Consider the following 21,684-nt stretch of genomic DNA (forward strand, 5'->3'; position numbering starts at 1 on the left):
TCTTTACTAAGTTTTTAAAACTACTTGCTAGCTCCCTAAAATTTTCGTTTACATCAAGTAACTTAGTACTTTTGCTGTATTGAAAATGAATATTGGTTCAATATTTGAAAGCTTATCAACAATAAAATTTAAGCGATCTTTGAACATGATAGCTGTAAACACATTTTCTATTTAAAAAAAATAAAGAGTCTAAATACAATTTAAATTATGACCGTTAGAAAATTAATTCTTGGCACCATGACTGTAATCAATTTGATTATAATCTCCTTTGGTCTTATTTTTACACCACAATGGTTTTGGTTATTAGTCATACCGATGCCGCTTCTATTTGTGGCTTTATACCACAGTTTTCAGCATAAACATGCCATCTTGCGTAATTATCCTTTAGTAGGTTATTTTCGCTATTTCTTCGAATCAATTCGCCCGGAATTACGTCAGTATTTTTGGGAATCTGATACCGATGGACGTCCATTCAATAGAAGACAGCGCTCCATTGTTTACCAACGTGCTAAGAATGAAAGAGAGACAGTGGCTTTTGGTATGCAGACTGATCCACAGACCGTAGGTAACGAATGGGCAGCACACTCGGTGTTTCCGTGTCATATTGAGAACCATGATTTAAGAACTACTGTTGGAAATGCTGCTTGTAAGCATCCCTATAGTTTAAGCCTATTCAATATTTCTGCAATGAGTTATGGCGCTTTGAGTAAAACGGCTATTACAGCATTAAATAAAGGTGCACAATTGCAAAATTTCGCACACAATACGGGTGAAGGTGGTATTAGTGATTATCACAACAGCGGTGGCGACCTCATCTGGCAAGTGGGTACCGGTTATTTCGGATGCAGAACACATGATGGTAAGTTTGACGCTGAACTCTTTAGGGAAAAGACATCACGTCCTAACATCAAGATGATTGAATTGAAAATATCGCAAGGTGCAAAACCAGGTCATGGAGGAATTCTTCCTGCAGCTAAGAAACACCCCAGAGGTAGCGGCAATTCGACACGTCATCCCAGGAACTGATGTGATGTCTCCTCCTGCACATAGTGCATTCTCCAATCCCATTGAAATGATGGAATTCATTCACAAGATGAAAGAATTAAGTGATTTCAAACCTGTTGGATTTAAGATGTGTATCGGTGATAAACAAGAGTTTATTGAGATTTGTCGTGCAATGCAGACCACCCAAATATTTCCAGATTTTATTGCTATTGATGGTTCTGAAGGTGGAACAGGAGCTGCTCCATTGGAGTTCACAGATAACTTAGGAATGCCTCTTTATGATGCATTAGCTTTTGTAACAAAAACTTTAATTGCATTTGGTTTGAAAAAGCACATCAAATTATTGGTGTCAAGTAGAATTGTGACTGGCTTTGATTTATTAAAAGTTATCGCATTGGGAGCAGATGCTTGCTATAGTGCTAGAGGAATGATGTTCGCACTAGGATGTATTCAGGCATTGAAATGTAATGAGGATACCTGTCCTGTTGGGGTTGCTACACAACAACCGCACTTATACAAAGGATTGGATGTGAATGATAAATATGTACGTGTAGCGCAGTTTCACCGCAATACCTTACGTGCTACAGTTGAAATAATGGAAGCTTGTGGTTTCAAAACGATATCAGACGTTAGCGCTGATAAGTTCTTTAGAAAAATCGATGCTGTAAATACAGCAAGTTTTCAAGACATCTATTTTGGCAGAGAAGGACGATTAATCGAAAGTCATACAGACTTTGAAGCAAAAATATTTTAAATAAGAAATAGCAAATAAGAAAAGGCCTTTAATCGATTAAAGGCCTTTTCTTTTACTTTCTTAAATTACAGATTACTTGTTGAAGCGTTACTTGCGCCATTCCTATAGTCTCTGGACATACACCATCTAATGCCTCAGCAATAGTCTTATTAGCCTGCTGCATACCCATTTCTTTCAGTTTACGGGCTGATTTAGTGAGGTAAATTAAATTAGATCTACGATCTTCTTTATCATTCACACGAATAACTAGGTTTAATTTTTCTAAATTATTGATTAGTCTAGTAATACTTGGTTTGTCTCTAAAGGTCCTTGTGGCCAATTCTTGCTGCGTCAGTCCTTCCTCTAGCCACAAATTGTACAGAATACTCCATTGCTCAGCTGTAATATTGATTCCCACATCTTTTAAATTACGCTGCATTCTACGCGATATCGCAGTTGTCGCTTTGCCAGTTAGAAAATCATAGAATTCTATCTTTCCAATTAAATCTTCATTAAGCATAATAATCAAAGTCTTTTTAGGTTATAATATATAATACTTTTTATCCAAAGAGGAGACTTATTTTCTAAAAAAATAAAATTAACTACGACTCCCTGGTTAAATAGGTTTATATCTATAAATATATAACTTTACATGGTATAACAAAAATTTAAATTGATTTTTTTTGTATCTTCATGACATGGAAAAGTTTATACCTCTCTTAATCGGATTAGCAATTTTTGGCTTCAAATCATACCAAAACTATGTTAAAGAACAGGAAGCAGCATTAAAAAGAAAAAAATCAATGGCTCCTGTACCAACAAAAACTGAAAAACCTGTTCATAAAACATACGTTAAGGAAACAAGGTCGGATGCACCTAAGCCTTCCTATATCGAGGAAATAAAAGAAATGAACGAAATCCAACGATTTAAAAAAGACCGAGAGGAGCATCGTTTAGCCATGAGTAGGAAAACTAATCTGAATGGAGAAAATCAAAAAAAGGATATTCCAACTGAAGATTTTGACTTGAGAAAAGCTGTAGTCATGTCCATTATATTGGATAGACCCTATAAATAATATCGCTTAATCTATTGTGAAAGAATCAGCGTCTTGTAAAAATGGAAAATTTCTACGGGCTTCCTGAAGATCTCTTGGCTGAAGGGTGAACGTATACAAATCCTCATCCTCAGGCTTGTAATATACCACATCTCCTAAAGGCGAGATGCACATGGAGCCTCCTGAATAATAGACATCATTACCATCGTGTCCTACACGATTTACACCGACCACAAAAGCTTGGTTTTCGATAGCACGTGCGGGAATCAATGTGCGCCAATGTGCTGAACGTTTATCTGGCCAATTGGCTGTATAAACCAATAAATCATATGCGCCACCGATATTTCTAGACCAAACTGGGAAGCGTATGTCATAACAGATCATCGGACAGATATTCCATCCTCTGATATTCACGATGATGCGCTCACGACCTGGCGTAAAGTATAGATTTTCTTTTGCAAGCCCAAATAAATGGCGTTTATCATACTTTACATATGTACCATCAGGAGACATCCAAACAAAACGATTGTAATATTTCTCTTCCTCTACAATAATCAGTGAGCCTGCAATAACACAGTTTAAACTCTGAGACATATGAAATAACCATTGCATGGTTTTACCGTCGATAGGTTTCTGCACACTTTTCCACATTGTTGGTAAAGCCTGTATTAAACATTTCAGGTAAAATAATGAGATCCGTCTTTTCCCTCAAATTCGAAAGTTTAAGGGCAAGGTTACTCAAGTTTTTATCAACATTTTCCCAAAAAAGGTATGCTTGAAAGATTGTTACTTTTAACGGTTCCATTTTAGTTGTTTCGTGTAATATGATGAACTAAGTCTACAAATTAAGAATTTTTTAAATAAATATAGACAATTTATAAATTTTGCTATTGTTCTCTAATAAGTAGCTGATTCGATAATGTAATTAACGCCTCCTTCTTATCATTTGGTATATTGATAGCAGACAATCTTTCAAATGCTTGTTTGGTATAGCTATCTTTCAACTCATCAGCTGATGATTTAATAGCATACTTTTGATACAAGTGCAATACACCAGCAATTTTGTTAGGATTATCTGCTAAAGTAGAAGCTAATAATAAGTCTAACGCTGGTTTATCTTCTTTTTCAACAATTTCAAGTAATCGAACGAGTAAGTAAGTCTTCTTATTTATTAAAATATCACCTCCAACTTGTTTACCAAAAGTATCGGGATTACCATAGGCATCCAAAACATCATCTTGGAGTTGAAAAGCAATACCTATATTTTCACCGAACTCATATATCAGTTTTTGATCTTGGAGACTCGCCCCAGCTAAAATAGCACCCATCTGCAGCGCACCTCCTAATAAGACAGAAGTTTTGAGCTTAATCATCTCCAGATATTGCGACATGCTGATGGAATCTGCATGTTCATAATCCATATCCAATTGTTGTCCTTCGCAAACTTGCATAGCGACACGATTGAAGGTTTTCAATAATTCAGGGATGTATAGTGGTGGACAATTCGCCAGCTCTTGGTATCCCTTAACCAATAATCCATCACCAGAAAGAATCGCAACATTGATGTCCCATTTCTCATGAACGGTCTGTTTTCCTCTTCTCAATGGTGCTTTATCCATAACATCGTCATGGACAAGGGAGAAGTTATGAAAATATTCTATCGATTTTGCAGCAGACAAAGCATCCTTAATTTCTCTTATTCCAAACATCTCAGCGGCCATCAATGTTAAAGTCGGCCGAATACGCTTTCCTCCTAAACTTAAAAAATAACGAATAGGATCATATAAATTGGAAGGTTGATTCGGAAATTGACTGTTTTTAATCGAGTCAAAGATTAGTTTTTGTAAATGCTGCATAGTATCTTGTCATCGTCACCTAATGATATGCGAAGATAGGAATTATATGAACAATCTTTTGATAAGTCCGGTTGAAAACCGTTTTATTGACACAAAATAGTACACTTCTATTATAAAAGAATCCTTGGTGGGGGAGCAGAAATCCATACGGAGAAACAATCACGAACGTGATATAAAATAAACGCTCAGAAATAGGTTTATTTTATATCCGATGCAATTATAATTGTACATAAAACAAATTTATCTAAGTTTGTAAAAAAGCAAGTACCCATGCGCATTTTAATCATCCATACTTTTTATCAGAATCCAGGAGGAGAAGACACCGTTTTTCAACAAGAAAGCAAACTGCTTGCTATGGATAATGAGGTGGCTTTGCTGACCTTTCAAAACAAAAAAGGATGGAGAGGGGCTTTGCAGACTCTTTCTTCTTTTTGGAACGTTTCGGCGTCAAATCGTGTCAAAAGAACAATCAAGGAGTTTAAACCTGAAGTTGTCCATATCCACAATACTCACTATGCTTCTGGTCCCATTATCCTACGTGCAGTTCACCAGATGGGTATTCCACTTGTAATGACATTACATAATTTTCGTCTCCTTTGTCCATCGGCCATACTTTATCATGATAAAGCATTGTTCCTTTCTAGCTTACAAGAAAGTTTTCCATGGACGGCTATCAAACTGGGTGTCATGGACAATTCTGTTATTAAAACTTTTGTCCTTGCTTTGAATTATTGGTTTCACAGAAAAATCGGGACATGGGATAGGGTAGATCGATACATCGCACTCTCCAGCTTCGCAAAAAACTTGTTCATAAATTCGACCTTAAATGTTCAAGCTCGCAAGTTCAGCATCAAGCCCAACTTTACTTTTCCAATTGACAATTACAATGGTACTTATGCTGATTATTTTATCTATATTGGAAGATTGACGGAGGAAAAGGGTGTTTTAGATTTATTGGAGGCATTCTCTAGAATTAGCGATAAAATACTGATCATCGGTGATGGAGAATTGAAGCAAGAGGTTTTAGATGCTGCATCTAAAAATGAGAACATAAAATACTTAGGCTTTAAATCGCGCGATGAGATTATACCATTAGTCGAAAAAGCAGCGGCTTTGATCGTACCCTCTATTTGGTTTGAAGGTATGCCTATGACTATATTAGAAGCTTTTTCAGTAGGCACACCTGTGTTAGGTAGTAATATTGGGGCACTTCAAGAATTAATTATTCCAAATAAAACTGGTTTATTGTTTTCTCCACAAAATGTGGATAGCATGTTGAAAACTGTAAGCCAATGGAAAGATTACAATTCTGAAGAAAAATTTAACATTAGACAAACAACTAAAGAATTCTATTTTAGTAATTTTACTCCTGAGGAGAACAAAGAGAAACTATTACATATCTATCATGAGGCAATTCACGATAGCACTAAATAATAATTAAGATGAGTATTATAATTCTAGATAAGTTAAATATTGCCCCGGCCATACAGGCTGCATTAGAAACTGTTTATGATCCTGAATTAAAACCAGCCAATATCGTGGATTTAGGCTTGGTATATGAAATCATAACTAAAGAAAATGGCACTGCCAAGATTGTCATGACGTTGACTGCTCCGGGCTGCCCTGTTGCGGGTCAAATAATGGATGAAGTACAGAGTAAAGTTGCAGCAGTACCAGGGGTAACGGAGGCACTTGTTGAATTAACATTCGACCCACCATGGACAAGAGATATGATGAGTGAAGAGGCCCAATTAGAATTAGGCTTCTTATAAGAAAAAAGGGAATCTAGTGCTAGATTCCCTTTTTTTATGCTATATTTATTTATGACATCGGACCTGATTCCAAGTCACTTAATTTCTTAATTGTCTTGGGCTTTACCTCATCTTTACCGAATAACTTAACCCAAATGGTGCGTGATTCTTTCGTCAACAATGGTGAAACAATGGATAGAATCAACACATAAACGACAACAAAAGATTGGATAACAGGCAATAATGCTCCGGCCTTACCAATATTAGCCATAATGATGGAAAATTCTCCTCTGGCTGATAATGTAAAACCAATATCAAAAGCGGTTTTATGCTTCATACCTGAAAATCTTGCTGCAAAATATCCAGATGCTAGATTTCCTAGGATCGTGACAACTGCTGCTATGGAAGCCCATAAAACGGCTCCTCCAAGCGAAAGCATATCTATAGACAAACCAAAACTAAAGAAGAACATGGCTCCAAAAAAATCTTTATAGGGTAACACCATTGCTTCGATTTTTTTAATATACTGCGAATCTGCTAGTACCAAACCTGCCATCAATGCACCAATAGCCTCTGCTACATGTATCGTCTCCGAAAATCCTGCCGTTATAAACAATAAAGCAAATATGACAAGGACAAATAATTCGGAAGATTTGACTTGCAGTAATTTGTCAATAGCGGGAACTAATTTTCTTCCTAAAACTAAGAATGTTAAAATAAATCCTAATGCGAGTAAAGAAGTCCCAACAACTGTCCACATCGAACTGCTCCCTGTTAATATCAATCCTGAAAGGAACGAGATATGCATAGCAATGAATAAATCATCAAACATAATCATCCCCATGATTACTTCTGTCTCTGGATTTGCGGTACGCTTTAAGTCGGTCAACACCTTCGCAACGATAGCGGTGGATGAAACTGGTCATAATACCACACAACACCATCATCTCTTTAAAGGGTAAATCCATCATCCAACCGATTAAGAGGCCGGATACGAAATTGAGCAATACATATACCGTACCACCTGTTACAATAGATTTTCCCGATTTAATCAAACGCCCAACAGAAAATTCGAGTCCTAGATAAAATAAGAGAAACAAAACGCCTAAGCGTCCCATAAAATCAATAAATGGTTTACTTTCTGTAAAGGTGAGATCAATATGACCGATTTGAGGAGCATGTTGCCCCAATACCATACCAATTAATATAAAAAAGGGAATGACAGAAAACTTCAGTTTATTAGCAATTAAACCAACAAACGCAACAAGGCTAATGGCAATTCCAATTTCTAAAATAAGTGTTTGTGATGGCATAAAAATTTACTTTTCTTAAACGTTATAATAATATTTCCTTTAATAATTTAATATTATTCTTTTTACCAGCTATAACGAGCGTAGTCCCCGGACTGATCATATAATCGGGTCCTGGGTTAATAACCGTATTATCACCTAATATACCTGCAATGATGGATGCTCCTGTACGTTGACGTACCTCGAGCTGTCCAATCGTTTTATTAGCACCTTCGCATTTACCTTCAACTTTATACCACTCGATTCTCAAATCATCTAAAGCGACTTCAATTGTCTCTAATGCTTTTGGCTTATAGGATAATCCTCCTATAATCCCTGCTACCTGTCGAGACTCTTCGTCACTTAGCGTCATGACACAGCGTGATTCGCTTTCTTCCTCATCATAACGATATAATTCTCTTCGACCATCGTCATGAATAACCACGACCATATTGTCTCCAGCTTCAGTTTCAATTTGGTACTTCTTCCCTATACCAATAAGATCCGACTCTCTTACAATAGACATATTTCTTTGCTTTTTATAAAACTTAATTTTTACTGGCGGATGTAAATGGCATATCGCGCAGTTTCATACAAACTTAGATAAAAATTCATTCATATCAGCATTTCTAGCGACCAATAAATAATCAAAACGCAATAAAATTGGCAAATAAACGAACTAATTCACAGGCATATACTACAAAAAAGCTGCTCATTTTTTAATTGAGCAGCTTGATATTATTTCGATTCTATCATTTCGTAAGTTCCATCCGACCGAAGCTTGGGTTGTCCAATGGCAAAGCTTTTAGCATGATAGAAAAGATAAATCCAATTTTCAGGAGCACCTTGTTTCCAATATTCTTGGCGCAACTGTTTTGAAAGACGACCATTGTCATCATACTTTGCGATATGATTATGAATAATTTCTTCTGGCTTTGGCAATACATCTCCGCCAAAAAAATAATGGTTATCACCTGTTTCAATATGAAACACTTGATGATTGCGGGTATGTCCCCCACTCCGTTTAAATGCAATCTCATGGTTAACGCTCCCCGCACCTTCCACTAGGTTTAAATTACCACTTCGCTGTACGACATCAAAAATCTCCGTGCGATAGGATGGGTTAATACCTGAATAAGCATCCTCCCATTCCCCACGTTGTACGATATACTCTGCTTCTGGAAATGCTATCCGACCAACACCGTCCTCAAAATTCACCATACCGCCCGCATGATCTTTATGCAAATGAGACATCAGTACATACTTCACATCTTTAGGTTCATATCCCATCTTTTTAAGATTTTGGTAAAGCAAGAGCGTTCCGTTTTCATCCTTTAGGCCGAGTCCTGTGTCACATAAAATTGGACCATTGGGGCTTTCTATCAAAAATGGATGAACCTGAATAAACATAGAACCTGGTCGATCGGTCGCGTTATGAAGGGCTGGGTCAAATGGAATAAATTTTTTCGAGGCATCCACTGAAAATGATCCTTCGAATAAGGAATATGCTTGCATTATCTTTAAATTATTGGAAACTTGCGTGTTATACAACACACGACCATTCCCCTATTCTATAATTAGGTTAGTCAATAGACAAAACGTATATTTACACATAATTACGATGCAAAGATATGCAAAAAAGGTGGGTACTAAAATCTAAAAGTGAAGTCAAAAAAGTCAATCAATTAAGCAATGAACTGGGTATTAATCCAGTATTAGCAGAATTATTAGTCAGTAGAAATATTGAAACTTTTGATGCTTCCAAGCAATTTTTTAGACCTTCTTTAGATCAACTCCACAATCCATTCTTAATGCAAGACATGGAAAAGGCGATTGCCAGAATTACGACAGCAATCGGTCAAAATGAAAAGATTTTAATTTACGGAGATTACGATGTGGATGGAACTACTGCTGTAGCTCTTGTATATAGTTTTTTTCGAGAGTTTCATTCTCGTATCGAATTTTACATTCCAGATCGCTATGCAGAAGGATATGGAATATCCACACAGGGTATTGATTATGCCTATGAAAATGGCTTCTCCTTAATAATTGCTTTAGACTGTGGTATTAAAGCAAATGATAAGGTCGAGTACGCCAACTCTAAAAACATTGATTTTATAATTGGTGACCACCATTTACCTGGAGATGAATTACCAGACGCTTGTGCTGTACTGGATCCTAAAAGGAATGACTGTCCGTATCCGTATAAAGAGTTATCGGGTTGCGGAATAGGTTTTAAACTTATTCAAGCATTCATCATGAAAAATGATATGTCGCTGGATGTATGCTATCAATATCTAGATTTAGTAGCTGTTAGTATTGCATCGGACATTGTCCCAATCACGGGTGAAAACCGGATCCTTTCGCATTTTGGACTCATAAAACTCAATACCAATCCGTGCTGTGGGCTTCAGGCATTAATTGATCTATCGACAAATAAAACGAAAATATTTACGGTAAATGATATCGTATTTCAAATTGGACCACGTATTAATGCCTCAGGGCGAATCGACCATGCAAAAGATGCCGTTAAATTATTGATTTCAAAATCATTACAAGAAGCAAAAGATTTCAGCATCAACATCGATGATCAAAACAATCAACGTAAGGATTTTGATTTACGTATAACAGAAGAAGCTCTCGCTATAATCGATGATAATGATTCGCTTAAAACCAGAAAATCAACGGTACTCTATAAGGCTGATTGGCACAAAGGTGTTATCGGTATCGTCGCATCACGATTGACCGAGAAATACTATAGGCCAACGATTATACTGACAGAGACGAATGGCCATATAGCAGGATCTTGCCGTTCTGTGATTGGATTCGACCTCTATGAGGCTTTAAGCGAATGCAGGGATTTATTGGATCAGTTTGGCGGACATAAATACGCGGCCGGATTAACCATGCAGGTTGGGAACATTAAATTATTTCAAGATCGCTTTGAAGAAGTCGTAACAAAACTAATCAAGCCTGAAATGCTAACCCAGGAAATCTTAATTGACATGAAACTACATCTGCAAGATATAGATGCTAAATTTCATCGGATATTAAGTCAATTTGAGCCTCTGGGGCCTCAAAATGAAAGTCCCATATTTTTAAGTCAAAAGGTAAATTTAATCGGATCTGCATATCTAGTAGGCACGAATCACTTAAAAATGACCATTAACCAAGAAAACTCCCCTGCTTTCGACTGCATCGGTTTTGGCATGTCCGAACATATTCAACATATCAATAGCGGCAAACCTTTTGATATATGCTATAGCATAGAGGAAAATGTTTGGCGTGGTAAAAAGAATTTGCAATTAAATCTAAAAGGAATTCGATATTAAATATATTTGTTATAAGATTGTTATCTTGAGTTAAAATACTTATCAAATGATACTAAGAGCAGAGCATCTCATCAAAAAATACAAACAACGGACTGTTGTTAACGATGTTTCTTTCCAAGTAGAGCAAGGCGAAATTGTTGGGCTTTTAGGTCCAAATGGAGCAGGAAAGACGACTTCTTTTTATATGATCGTCGGATTGATCAAACCCAATGAGGGTCATGTCTATCTAGATGACCAAGAAATAACACAGGATGCGATGTATCAACGTGCTCAAAAAGGAATTGGTTACCTTGCTCAGGAAGCATCCATCTTCAGAAAACTATCTGTCGAGCATAATATCTTATCTGTACTGGAGATCCATTATCCGAATAAAACAGAACGTCTCGAAAAACTGGAAGAACTACTTTCGGAATTCAGCTTACACCGAGTACGCAAAAATAGAGGCGATTTATTATCTGGAGGTGAAAGACGTCGGACTGAAATAGCACGCGCATTGGCTGCAAATCCATCATTCATTTTATTGGATGAACCTTTTGCAGGTGTAGACCCTATTGCTGTTGAGGAAATACAAACCATTGTAGCCAAACTTAAAACACGAAATATAGGTATTCTAATTACCGATCATAATGTACAGGAAACTTTATCGATTACAGATAGAGCCTACTTATTGACTGAAGGAAAAATTATGCTGACGGGAACACCTGAGGAAATTGCTAGTAATGAAATGGCTCGTAAATTCTATTTGGGACAACATTTTGAACTTCGTCGCAAAAAGCTACATACCTAACATTAATTCTCTTAAATATGGCAATATTAGACTCACTATTCGCTTGGTTCATGAAGAAACGTATTCATCAGATTGAACTCTTCATGAAGTATCCACATGATGTACAAGAAGAATGGTTTCAAAGTTTAATATCATCAGCTGAAGCAACGGAATGGGGAAAGAAATATGATTACAATAGTATATTAACACCCGAAGAATTTAAAAATAGAGTCCCAATTCAAGATTACAACTCGTTGAAGCCTTATATTGATCGCATGATCAAAGGGGAGCAAAATATATTATGGCCTTCTGATATTAAATGGTTTGCCAAATCATCTGGTACAACATCCGATCGAAGTAAATATATTCCTGTAAGTGAAGAGTGCCTTACTGAATGTCATTTTCAAGGGGGTAAAGATATGCTGACCATCTACTTCAACAACTGTCCGGATAGTCAAATATTTGCCGGAAAATCGGTCGTATTAGGAGGTAGTAGCCAAATCAATAGCTTCAGTTCAGATTCTTACTACGGTGATTTATCTTCCATCCTCTTACGTAATCTTCCATTTTGGGCGGAATTTAAAAGAACTCCGAACTTAGAGGTTACCTTATTACCGGATTTTGAGGAGAAAATAGAAAAAGTAGCTCATATTACCATTCACGAAAATGTGACTAATTTGGCTGGTGTTCCTACTTGGAACATTGTACTGGCGAAAAGAATTTTAGAAATAACAGGTAAGGATAATCTACTAGAGGTCTGGCCAAACTTACAGTTTTACACGCACGGTGGTGTCAGCTTTAAACCCTATCGCGAACAATTTAAAAAGCTGATTCCTTCGGATAAAATGTATTACCTGGAGAATTATAATGCCTCTGAAGGATACTTCGCACTTCAGGATTTATCCGACTCGGAAGACTTACTTTTAATGCTTGATTACGGAATTTACTACGAATTCCTTCCTATTGAGCATTTATATGAGGAAAACCCTAAAACTTTAGGGTTGCATGAGATAGAACTCCATAAAAATTATGCTTTGATAATTTCTACGAATGCTGGCTTATGGCGTTATTTGATTGGTGACACTATTAAATTTGTATCCCTGTCACCTTATCGTATCCAAATCACCGGACGTACGAAACAATTTATCAATACTTTTGGGGAAGAATTGATCGTCGATAATGCCGAAGATGCGATTAAACAGGCGAGTGAGCTTACCCATGCAATAGTAAAAGATTATACCGCTGGTCCAATCTACTTTAAAGAAGGTGAGCCTGGTGCGCATGAATGGATTATTGAATTTGAACAACAACCGGATAACTTTGAAAGTTTCTGTAAAATATTGGATGAAACGTTAAGAGCTATTAACTCGGACTATGATGCCAAACGTTATAAGAATATGGCATTACAATTTCCGGTTGTTCACAATGCTCCTACCCATACATTTTTTCATTGGATGAAATCAAAGGGCAAACTTGGAGGACAAAATAAAGTCCCAAGGTTATCTAATAATCGTGATTACTTAGAACCTTTGTTAACGATATTAAAAAAATAGGAACGATTTCTTAATATCATTCCTATTTCTTAATTCTTTAAAACCTGAAAAAGAATGAAGTTCTTATGGTTTAATTGCCGTTTTATAAAGGAATACAAGAAAACCTAAAATAAAATTTAATGAAAATCCTTTTTTAGTGACTGCAGTATTTTCATCAAACTCATCCTCTTCCAATGCATTATTTTTACTGTTTACTTTCTGCATGGTTCTATACGATTAATTTGTTTTATTGAATAAATGATTAGAAATGTGTACCCGTCAAAATCCACATACCTAACACACTGTAGATTACCTACAGGTGATTTCAAATAACATGCCATACAATGGTTTCTATATTAATTCATATAAATTTAATACGGATGAAATTTAATCACACAATAGCTATTAGGAACGGATAAAATTAAATCCATATAGATGAGGTAAACTGTAAGCTGTCTATAAAATAAAACGCAATCTCCTAAAAACTAGACAACTTTGCTAAAACATAATCAAAATTAAGCTTTTTGAATAAAAAACGGAATAACAATTGGTTTATCACTCAAATTCATAGTTTTTTTCATACTTTAGCATAAGTAATTTAAATATAATGAGCGCGACAGAAAATTATTCAATTCGCGTAGAGCCCACACAACAATCGAGACTCTCGCAAGTAGATTTTAACAATCTAAAATTCGGAAAAATATTATCCGACCATATGTTGGTCGCAAACTATGAAAATGGAGCATGGACGGACGTCAGTATTGTTCCATATGGCGAAATTAGTATTAGCCCATCTATGTCAGCACTTCATTATGGTCAAGCAATCTTTGAAGGTATAAAAGCCTACAAATTTCAGGATGGCACCATTAGTGTTTTTCGTCCTGACAAAAACTGGGAAAGATTCAATACTTCTGCAGCTCGTTTAGAAATGCCAGAAGTACCTCAAGAAATATTTTTAGATGGTCTAAAAAAATTATTAGCAACAGACAGTAGCTGGGTCCCTAATGCACCTGGAAACTTCGCTATACATCCGCCCATTTATGTTCGGTACAGAGCCTGCATTGGGCGTACACCCATCTAATTCCTATAAGTTTATCATCATCACAAGCCCTGTGGGTGCATACTATAGTACGCCATTAAAATTAAAGGTGGAAACGCATTATACACGTGCTGCTGAAGGTGGTGTTGGTTTTTCAAAAAACGCTGGTAATTATGCATTATCATTATACCCTACGCGCTTAGCAAATGATGAAGGTTTTGACCAACTGATGTGGACAGATGCATCTGAGCACCAGTATATTGAAGAAGCTGGCACAGCCAATTTAATCTTCCGTATCGGAGACAACATCATTACTCCTCACGGTGATACGATCTTGCACGGTGTAACGCGTCGTACCATTATGGAACTCGCAAAAAAATGGGGCTATAAAACTGAACAACGTAAGGTATCGGTAAAAGAATTAATTGACGGAATTAAAGCTGGTGTTGTATCTGATGCATTTGCAGCAGGCACTGCAGCGACATTAACGCCTATTGCAACGATCGGTTACGAGGGAGAATTATTTCAATTACCTCCAGTAGAAGGTCGTGATTTTTCGCAAAAAGTATTATCCTACTTAGATGATTTACGTTATGGTAGAATTGCTGACGAATTTGGTTGGAACATGATTGTTGAATAACAACATGTAACCACAAAAAAACGCTAGATTATTTATGATAATCTAGCGTTTTTTGTTATTAACACAAGTTATCCACATTATGTTAATAACTTGTGTGAAAACGTTTATAACTGTAAATAGTCTAGGATACCTTGTTTATCCGTAGCATCAAACCACCTAGTATCTTGGTCTTTTTTAAACCAAGTAAGTTGTCTTTTCGCATATCTTCTGGAGTTTTGCTTGATTTTATCAATTGCTGCTTCCCACGAAACACGCTCTTCCAAAAAATCGAAAATTTCGGAATACCCCACAGTCATCAAAGCTGGCTTAGCCTGATAAGCAACTAATGCTTTAACTTCCTCCAAAAGGCCTTCCTTTATCATTAAATCCACACGTAAATTAATACGCTCATATAAAGTTGCACGCTCCATATTCAGCCCAATGGTAATAATATTAAAAGGTCTTTGAGCTTTTGTATTTTGGAGAAAGCTAGAGAAAGGTAGACCTGTTGTTTCATATACTTCCAAAGCTCTTATAACGCGTTGTACATTTGAAATATCAACCTGATCGTAATAAATAGGATCCACTTCCTTTAAGTAAGTTTGTAGTGGGCCTATTCCCTCTTCTTCAAATCGTTTATTCAGCTGGTCACGAGTTTCAGGTAATGCCTTTGGTAGATTATCCAAACCTTCGCATACTGCTCTAACAAATAACCCCGAGCCACCGACCATGATAACGACATCTTTCGTTTGAAACAAAGTTGCTATTTTCGCCAATGCATCTCGCTCAAAATCACCAGCAGAGTAATCTTCTTCAATTGAATGGGAGTTAATAAAATGATGGGGAGCTTGACTTAATTCATCTGGCGTTGGTTTGGCAGTACCAATACTCATTTCACGATAAAATTGTCTCGAATCTGCAGAGATAATTTCTGTATCAAATTGCTTTGCAAGTTTAATTGCCATAGCAGTTTTTCCTACCGCTGTAGGTCCTACTATGGCAATTAGCGTTTTTTTATGGTGTTTTATTAAATCCGACATTAATATTCGTCAAACGAACCACTACTCTCTTCTTCAGATTTTTCTTCCTCTTCATCCTCTCCGTCGAATAAATCAAATTCTTCATCGTCATCCACACCATATTGTGTTTCATCGACTAAAACATCTTCTTCATCGTCATCTTCTAAAGGATCCTCAACTGGGAAATTGGCTGCTGCCAAAGATTTTGGTGCAATACCAATCGTTTTAAAAACTACTGGATATTCTTTTCCTTCTTCCTCTTTCAAAATTTTAATCAGCTCCACATGAAATTCATATGGTCTATCAAAATTATAGATGTAATAAAACTTCTGGTGAGGATCATCGATAAACTTACTTAAACGAATATTTTCCATAAGTAAAACACCGTCTGAAACTTTACGAGCAATCGGTAAGAGCGCAATTTCAGTTCCTTTCTTCCATTGATCATTGCTTACATAGAAGGACGATGTAAGGTCAGCTTCATAAGAAGTTGTCTTATGGATCGCCTCATGTAATTCTAAAAAAGTTTGTTTTGAAAGCATATCGATTTCTCTATACACATCCTCATAATCTTCAAAAGTGACTCTGAATCTATAAATAGCCATTTCTAATATTCGTTTTGTTTGTTAACAAGATGAGCCTCAATTAAGTATTGAAGCGATTGAATTATTTTTTATTTAACAGTTGTATTCAAATCCCATGCCTTTCTAATAGTCAAGCCTAAATCTTCTGCTTTATTGACCATAAAATGATAGGCTTCAATCTTGGCATTAGGTATTTCACCTTCCAAAATTGCTTCGCGAATAGCATTTTTCATTTTACCTACCTCACGTCCTGGACCAATACCAAATACTTCCATAATATCTTCTCCTGAAATCGGAGGCTGCCAATTTCGGATTTGATCGCGTTCCTCGACATCTTTAAGCTTTTGCTTAACCAATTCGAAATTCTGACGGTACTTCTTCTTTTTATATTCGTTTTTTGTCGTTACATCGGCATGGCACAATTGCATCAAGGCATCAATATCATTGCCTGCTTCAAAAAGTAATCGGCGTACAGCAGAATCAGTAACGATATCTTGTGCCAATACTATTGGTCTTAAATGCAATAGAACAAGTTTTTGAACGAACTTCATTTTTTCATTCAACGGAAGCTTAAGCTCTGCAAATAATTTAGGAACCATTCTAGCTCCTTTATCTTCATGGCCATGAAATGTCCATCCTAGCTTCTTGTCAAATCTCTTGGTCGCTGGTTTGGCAATATCGTGCATGATAGCCGCCCATCTTAACCATAGGTCATCTGTAGTTTCGCACACATTATCCAAAACTTCTAAAGTATGGTAGAAATTATCTTTATGTCCTTTCCCCTCTATGATATCGACACCGTAAAGGTTTTGCATTGCAGGGAAAACTAATGGCAAAAGGCCAGTATCAAATAGATATTTAAAACCAATAGAAGGCTTTTTCGACAAAATTATTTTATTAATTTCATCAATGATCCGTTCTTTTGAGATAATACGAATACGTTCTTTCGTATCTGTAATTGCTTGAATAGCTTTGACATCAATTTTAAAATTCAACTGAGTGGCAAAACGAATCGCACGCATCATACGCAAAGGATCGTCCGAAAAAGTAACAATAGGATCTAATGGTGTACGCATGGTACCCAATTCAATATCTTTGACTCCATTAAATGGATCCAAAAGCTGTCCATAATTGTGTTTATTCAACGAAAATGCCATTGCATTGATGGTAAAATCGCGACGATTTTGATCATCTTCCAACGTGCCATCTTCTACAATTGGTTTTCTGGAATCACTGCGATAGGACTCTTTACGAGCCCCCACAAATTCGACATTTAAGCCCTCATAAACTAGCATTGCTGTTCCAAAACTTTTGTAGACAGCAACTTTAGATTTCAACTTATTCCCTAAAGCTGTAGCAAATTCAATTCCACTTCCTACAACAACAATATCTACGTCATTATTAAAGGGCCGTCCCATAATACGATCGCGCACATAACCGCCAATGACGTAGCACTCCGTATTTGTTTTCTCGGCTAACTCTTTAATGATTGGAAAAATAGGATGTTGTAAATTATCACTCATAGCATGAATCTAGGTCCTTAAAAAAACACTAGGATGCAAAAGTAAGGAATTTATTATAAATAGACATTAGTCTTGTGATATAAGCACACAAGACTAATGATTATGGTATTTCTTCTTAATCACGATCTCTAGAAAGCTTACGAAAAGCTAAAGGATTTTGAGATAGTTCTTCTTGTTCACGACGACGCTTTACAATATGAACCGCTTGAAATAGCGCTTCCATAAAAGATTCGTGAGTCGCAACATTCTGTCCTGCGATATCATAACCTGTACCATGATCAGGAGATGTGCGGACAATGGGAAGGCCAGCGGTGAAATTAACGCCGTTTCGCTTGGCTATATGTTTAAAAGGTATCAATCCTTGGTCATGATACATGGCTAATACCGCATCAAATTTTTCATATGCATGATTAGCAAAAAAACCATCAGCAGGGTAAGGCCCAAAACAAAGCATTCCTTTCTCTTTCGCCTTTTCTATAGCTGGTCGAATAATCAAATCATCCTCAGTACCTATAACGCCATTATCGCCTGCGTGAGGATTAAGACCTAGCACGGCAATTTTTGGTTTTTGAATCCAAAAGTCTTTTTTAAGACTTTCATGCATCAATTCCAATTTATTTAAAATAGATTCTTCTGTAATATGCTCGGCTATATCTTTTACAGGGATATGTCCCGTAACTACACCAACCCGCAACTCTTCACAGATCATGAACATCAACACATCATTCGCTTGTGTCTTCTCCTGTAAGTATTCTGTATGTCCTGGAAAATGAAATCCTTCTTGCTGTATATTATGCTTATTAATAGGAGCCGTCACAAGTGCATCAATTTTTCCAGCATTCAAGTCATCAACAGCTTTTTCCAATGAAATAAAGGCATACTTTCCGCCGATTTCATTTTCTTCTCCTAGCGTAATCTTAACATCCTCTTGCCAACAATTGATCATATTGGCACGCTTAGGATTGGCTTGTTCAGGGTCATTGATGACATTAAAACTAAAATCATTGACGCCTAAAGCTTTTCTATGAAAAGACGCAACTTTTGTATTACCGTAAACAATCGGAGTAAAAAATTCTAATACACGATTGTCCAATAAGGATTTTATAATCACCTCTAATCCGATACCATTGATATCGCCTACTGTAATACCTATTTTTAATTTGTCAGCCATAGTAAAAAATGAAATTATTGACTCAAAAGTAATTAAAATTATATGAAATACTCAAGCATCAATTGAAATATCAATTCGTTTAAACAGCATATGCTGTAAACCATATCTTCCATTTTTATAGCTACCTGTATCCAGGTAGCCCATTTGTCGATATAATTGGTAAGCATTTACATTATCGATATTCACTGTGAGTACAATCTCGTCTATATCTTCAGATAATCCTTTTACAAAGTGATCCAAAATAATCAATGCCTGTTTTGCAATTCCCCGACCTTGATAAGCAGGATTTAAAGATAATCCTCTCAATAATATTGAATTTGGATTACCCGTTACGAGAAGATGATCCTTAGTACGATCTAATACGAAAAACCCAACGGGTTCTCGTTCGTATAAAATCGTTATTGGGAATTTATTCTTGATTTTCTGAACCCCATCGTCATTAATATTTTGATGTACCGTTTTAGTAAAACGAACCTGACTCTCCTCTAAGTCATAAGACAATCGTTTAAAATGTCGATCATCATAATGCACAAGAGATACTGTTGACAAATCCATACGCATTATCTTACCTGTTTATTATCCTCTACAAGTTAAGTATTATTCCTCAATAAATAATTTTCGATGGAAGCGAAGAGATCGATAGCTTGTTTTTATTATATGACTTAATTAAAATTGGGAATAAAACAAATTTATCTAAGTTTGTACCAAATACGATCACATATGAGTACAGTAAGAGCAAAAAAACATTTAGGACAACATTTTTTGAATGATAAAAATGCAGCACAAAAAATAGTTAATGCATTGGATCCAAAGCTAGGGTTCACGCAGGTACTAGAAGTGGGTCCTGGCATGGGTGTTCTTTCCGATTTCCTATTGCAAAATGATGCATACGAAACATGGATGATTGATGTTGATGATGAGTCAATCGAGTTTCTTAGCGGATAAATATCCACAATTGGAGCACCGCTTAATTCATGGTGATTTCTTAAACTTAGATTTCGCACAGCATTTTGGAGAAAAGATGGCCATTATTGGTAACTTTCCCTACAATATCTCTTCTCAGATTTTATTCAAGATCTTGGATGAACGGAATCGTGTTGTACAGATGACGGGTATGTTTCAAAAAGAAGTAGCAGAACGTTGTACAGCAAAATCTGGTAGCAAAGAATACGGTATTTTGAGTGTTTTTTTACAAGCTTACTATCATGTGGAGTATCTATTTACGGTAAAAGCTGGTGCTTTTAACCCACCTCCAAAAGTACTTTCTGGCGTGATTCGTATGACTAGAAACGAGCGTGCAGCTTTAGATTGTGATGAGAAGCTATTTTGGCGAGTCGTAAAATCGGGGTTCAATCAGAGACGAAAAACATTGCGAAATTCTTTATCAGCAGTTGTTCCAAAAGATAAAATGTCAGACAACCCGCTTTATGAATTGAGAGCAGAACGACTGACAGTCAATGACTTTATCGTACTAACAAATGAAATATCTTCTCAACTTTAAGTAAAATCATAATTTAACCTTGATTAATATGGGTCTGAACACGACTTTTATGTATGTAGCTTTAGGTGAAAAATTCACATATCACCTTCAGACAATATTCAGTCTACTCAGTATAGTAAAATTTAAAAGTGACCCAACTAAATATGTGGTCTATACCGATCATCCGGAATACTATAATTGGTTATCACCATTAATTGAAATTCGTGAGATTGATACGCCTACATTTGAAAAGTGGATAGGCCCTACACAATATTTCTATCGGACCAAAATTAAAGCCATGCAAGATGCTGCATCTAAAGATGATGGGCATCTTGTGTTTTTAGATAGTGACACCATGGTCATTAGAGATTTGACGAGTCTGATAGAGCATCTTTCAGCTGGCAAAAATTTCCTTCATGTGAAAGAAATGCTCATGTCCGATAGGCATATTACAAATGAGCATAAAAGAATGTGGAAAATCATTCAAAAGACAGAAATAAATCATATCTTAATGGATGAATCCATTCGCATGTGGAACTCAGGTATCATCGCGTTAAATCATCAAGATAAAATCAACTTATTAGATGAAGTACTTTTATTTAATGATACGCTATGCGAGCAGAATATTGTCTGTCGTGTAAAAGAACAATTTGCATTCTCAGTAGTTTTAGAGAAGCACGGAAATCTAAAAGTTGCTGACGCATGGATACTGCACTATTGGGGAAATAAAGAGGAATGGCATCAAAAAATCCTAGCATATATTTGCCCACAGTTACTAGCGGGTATGACGCCAGAAGAAGTTGCCTCAAGTATCGATCTAAAAGAATGGACGAAAATACCCTATCACAGACATGTGTCTTCCTTTAAAAAACAACTTTTAAAATTCAGCGCTAATAAAAAAGATCGTATCTTGACCATTGAATAATTAAA

Annotated in this window: 22 protein-coding genes and 2 pseudogenes; 11 read left to right on the forward strand and 13 right to left on the reverse strand. The window is 36.2% G+C overall.

Features of this window, described 5'->3' with window-relative positions; all coding sequences use genetic code 11:
- The first annotated feature begins 207 nt into the window (after positions 1-207).
- Both ACFX5U_RS18410 and ACFX5U_RS18415 read left to right on the forward strand, forming a co-directional pair.
- Positions 208-1,026 carry a glutamate synthase-related protein gene (locus tag ACFX5U_RS18410; RefSeq protein WP_400261688.1) on the forward strand — a complete coding sequence of 273 codons (819 nt, stop codon included), beginning with the start codon at positions 208-210 and terminating at the stop codon, positions 1,024-1,026.
- Positions 938-1,759 (forward strand): glutamate synthase-related protein, encoded by an 822-nt coding sequence (locus ACFX5U_RS18415; RefSeq protein ID WP_400261689.1) that lies wholly within the window; start codon positions 938-940, stop codon positions 1,757-1,759. Before ACFX5U_RS18410 ends, ACFX5U_RS18415 begins: the two co-directional genes overlap by 89 nt.
- A gap of 52 nt (positions 1,760-1,811) precedes the next feature.
- Here the strand turns inward: ACFX5U_RS18415 and ACFX5U_RS18420 are convergent, their stop codons facing one another.
- Entirely contained in the window at positions 1,812-2,258 is a 447-nt protein-coding gene (locus ACFX5U_RS18420) for a MarR family winged helix-turn-helix transcriptional regulator (protein ID WP_081918433.1), read from the reverse strand.
- 178 nt (positions 2,259-2,436) lie between these two features.
- Here ACFX5U_RS18420 and ACFX5U_RS18425 point away from each other — a divergent pair, with 178 nt between their 5' ends.
- Entirely contained in the window at positions 2,437-2,814 is a 378-nt protein-coding gene (locus ACFX5U_RS18425; RefSeq protein ID WP_400261690.1) for a hypothetical protein, read from the forward strand.
- A 6-nt stretch (positions 2,815-2,820) separates the two neighbouring features.
- Here ACFX5U_RS18425 and ACFX5U_RS18430 read toward each other — a convergent pair whose 3' ends face one another.
- Together ACFX5U_RS18430 and ACFX5U_RS18435 are read right to left on the reverse strand one after the other, a co-directional pair.
- Positions 2,821-3,405, reverse strand: a complete 585-nt coding sequence (locus tag ACFX5U_RS18430; RefSeq protein WP_400261691.1) for a nitrilase-related carbon-nitrogen hydrolase — start codon at positions 3,403-3,405, stop codon at positions 2,821-2,823.
- Positions 3,406-3,680: 275 nt separating this feature from the next.
- Positions 3,681-4,649: a polyprenyl synthetase family protein gene (locus ACFX5U_RS18435; protein WP_400261692.1), complete on the reverse strand. Its 969-nt coding sequence runs from the start codon at positions 4,647-4,649 to the stop codon at positions 3,681-3,683.
- A 270-nt stretch (positions 4,650-4,919) separates the two neighbouring features.
- Here ACFX5U_RS18435 and ACFX5U_RS18440 point away from each other — a divergent pair, with 270 nt between their 5' ends.
- Both ACFX5U_RS18440 and ACFX5U_RS18445 read left to right on the forward strand, forming a co-directional pair.
- Positions 4,920-6,083, forward strand: a complete 1,164-nt coding sequence (locus tag ACFX5U_RS18440) for a glycosyltransferase (protein WP_400261693.1) — start codon at positions 4,920-4,922, stop codon at positions 6,081-6,083.
- Positions 6,084-6,091: 8 nt separating this feature from the next.
- On the forward strand, positions 6,092-6,421 hold the full coding sequence (locus ACFX5U_RS18445; protein WP_038700889.1) for a metal-sulfur cluster assembly factor: 330 nt from the start codon (positions 6,092-6,094) through the stop codon (positions 6,419-6,421).
- Between the two features lie 49 nt (positions 6,422-6,470).
- On the opposite strand, the gene ACFX5U_RS18450 is transcribed toward ACFX5U_RS18445, so the two are convergent.
- The 4 genes from ACFX5U_RS18450 to ACFX5U_RS18465 all read right to left on the reverse strand — a co-directional run bounded on the left by ACFX5U_RS18450 (position 6,471) and on the right by ACFX5U_RS18465 (position 9,204).
- Positions 6,471-7,292 carry a cation:proton antiporter gene (locus tag ACFX5U_RS18450; protein ID WP_400261694.1) on the reverse strand — a complete coding sequence of 274 codons (822 nt, stop codon included), beginning with the start codon at positions 7,290-7,292 and terminating at the stop codon, positions 6,471-6,473.
- Positions 7,225-7,713, reverse strand: a complete 489-nt coding sequence (locus ACFX5U_RS18455) for a cation:proton antiporter (protein WP_400261695.1) — start codon at positions 7,711-7,713, stop codon at positions 7,225-7,227. The genes ACFX5U_RS18450 and ACFX5U_RS18455 overlap by 68 nt, the downstream gene beginning before the upstream one ends.
- Positions 7,714-7,735: 22 nt before the next feature.
- Positions 7,736-8,215, reverse strand: a complete 480-nt coding sequence (locus tag ACFX5U_RS18460) for a cation:proton antiporter regulatory subunit (RefSeq protein WP_038700893.1) — start codon at positions 8,213-8,215, stop codon at positions 7,736-7,738.
- A 212-nt stretch (positions 8,216-8,427) separates the two neighbouring features.
- Positions 8,428-9,204, reverse strand: coding sequence for an MBL fold metallo-hydrolase (locus ACFX5U_RS18465; RefSeq protein WP_400261696.1), 777 nt, complete (start codon positions 9,202-9,204; stop codon positions 8,428-8,430).
- Between the two features lie 116 nt (positions 9,205-9,320).
- Between ACFX5U_RS18465 and recJ the strand changes: the two genes are divergently transcribed.
- The 3 genes from recJ to ACFX5U_RS18480 are packed head-to-tail and all read left to right on the forward strand — an operon-like array spanning position 9,321 to position 13,340.
- Positions 9,321-11,021 carry a single-stranded-DNA-specific exonuclease RecJ gene (gene recJ / locus ACFX5U_RS18470; RefSeq protein WP_038700895.1) on the forward strand — a complete coding sequence of 567 codons (1,701 nt, stop codon included), beginning with the start codon at positions 9,321-9,323 and terminating at the stop codon, positions 11,019-11,021.
- Positions 11,022-11,067: 46 nt separating this feature from the next.
- A complete protein-coding gene (gene lptB, locus ACFX5U_RS18475; RefSeq protein WP_038700897.1) occupies positions 11,068-11,808 on the forward strand; it encodes an LPS export ABC transporter ATP-binding protein in 741 nt (246 codons plus the stop codon).
- A gap of 17 nt (positions 11,809-11,825) precedes the next feature.
- Positions 11,826-13,340: a GH3 auxin-responsive promoter family protein gene (locus tag ACFX5U_RS18480; protein ID WP_280565510.1), complete on the forward strand. Its 1,515-nt coding sequence runs from the start codon at positions 11,826-11,828 to the stop codon at positions 13,338-13,340.
- A gap of 63 nt (positions 13,341-13,403) precedes the next feature.
- Here the strand turns inward: ACFX5U_RS18480 and ACFX5U_RS18485 are convergent, their stop codons facing one another.
- Positions 13,404-13,544, reverse strand: coding sequence for a hypothetical protein (locus ACFX5U_RS18485; RefSeq protein ID WP_158500318.1), 141 nt, complete (start codon positions 13,542-13,544; stop codon positions 13,404-13,406).
- A 382-nt stretch (positions 13,545-13,926) separates the two neighbouring features.
- Between ACFX5U_RS18485 and ACFX5U_RS18490 the strand changes: the two are divergent.
- A pseudogene (locus tag ACFX5U_RS18490) lies at positions 13,927-14,998 on the forward strand (branched-chain amino acid aminotransferase).
- Positions 14,999-15,102: 104 nt separating this feature from the next.
- Here the strand turns inward: ACFX5U_RS18490 and miaA are convergent.
- The 5 genes from miaA to ACFX5U_RS18515 all read right to left on the reverse strand — a co-directional run bounded on the left by miaA (position 15,103) and on the right by ACFX5U_RS18515 (position 19,835).
- Positions 15,103-16,017, reverse strand: coding sequence for a tRNA (adenosine(37)-N6)-dimethylallyltransferase MiaA (gene miaA, locus ACFX5U_RS18495; RefSeq protein ID WP_280565507.1), 915 nt, complete (start codon positions 16,015-16,017; stop codon positions 15,103-15,105).
- Positions 16,017-16,601 (reverse strand): hypothetical protein, encoded by a 585-nt coding sequence (locus tag ACFX5U_RS18500; protein WP_400261697.1) that lies wholly within the window; start codon positions 16,599-16,601, stop codon positions 16,017-16,019. The genes miaA and ACFX5U_RS18500 overlap by 1 nt, the downstream gene beginning before the upstream one ends.
- Before the next feature lie 68 nt (positions 16,602-16,669).
- Positions 16,670-18,103, reverse strand: a complete 1,434-nt coding sequence (locus ACFX5U_RS18505) for a CCA tRNA nucleotidyltransferase (protein ID WP_038700906.1) — start codon at positions 18,101-18,103, stop codon at positions 16,670-16,672.
- A 115-nt stretch (positions 18,104-18,218) separates the two neighbouring features.
- Positions 18,219-19,274 carry a 4-hydroxythreonine-4-phosphate dehydrogenase PdxA gene (gene pdxA, locus ACFX5U_RS18510; RefSeq protein ID WP_400261698.1) on the reverse strand — a complete coding sequence of 352 codons (1,056 nt, stop codon included), beginning with the start codon at positions 19,272-19,274 and terminating at the stop codon, positions 18,219-18,221.
- A gap of 51 nt (positions 19,275-19,325) precedes the next feature.
- Complete coding sequence (locus tag ACFX5U_RS18515; RefSeq protein WP_400261699.1) at positions 19,326-19,835, reverse strand: GNAT family N-acetyltransferase; 510 nt, start codon at positions 19,833-19,835, stop codon at positions 19,326-19,328.
- A gap of 159 nt (positions 19,836-19,994) precedes the next feature.
- Here ACFX5U_RS18515 and rsmA point away from each other — a divergent pair.
- Together rsmA and ACFX5U_RS18525 are read left to right on the forward strand one after the other, a co-directional pair.
- Positions 19,995-20,775: pseudogene (gene rsmA / locus ACFX5U_RS18520) on the forward strand (16S rRNA (adenine(1518)-N(6)/adenine(1519)-N(6))-dimethyltransferase RsmA).
- Positions 20,776-20,803: 28 nt separating this feature from the next.
- A complete protein-coding gene (locus tag ACFX5U_RS18525; RefSeq protein ID WP_400261700.1) occupies positions 20,804-21,679 on the forward strand; it encodes a hypothetical protein in 876 nt (291 codons plus the stop codon).
- The last annotated feature ends 5 nt before the right edge of the window (positions 21,680-21,684 follow it).

It is taken from the genome of Sphingobacterium sp. SG20118 (assembly GCF_044740685.1).
GTDB lineage: Bacteria > Bacteroidota > Bacteroidia > Sphingobacteriales > Sphingobacteriaceae > Sphingobacterium.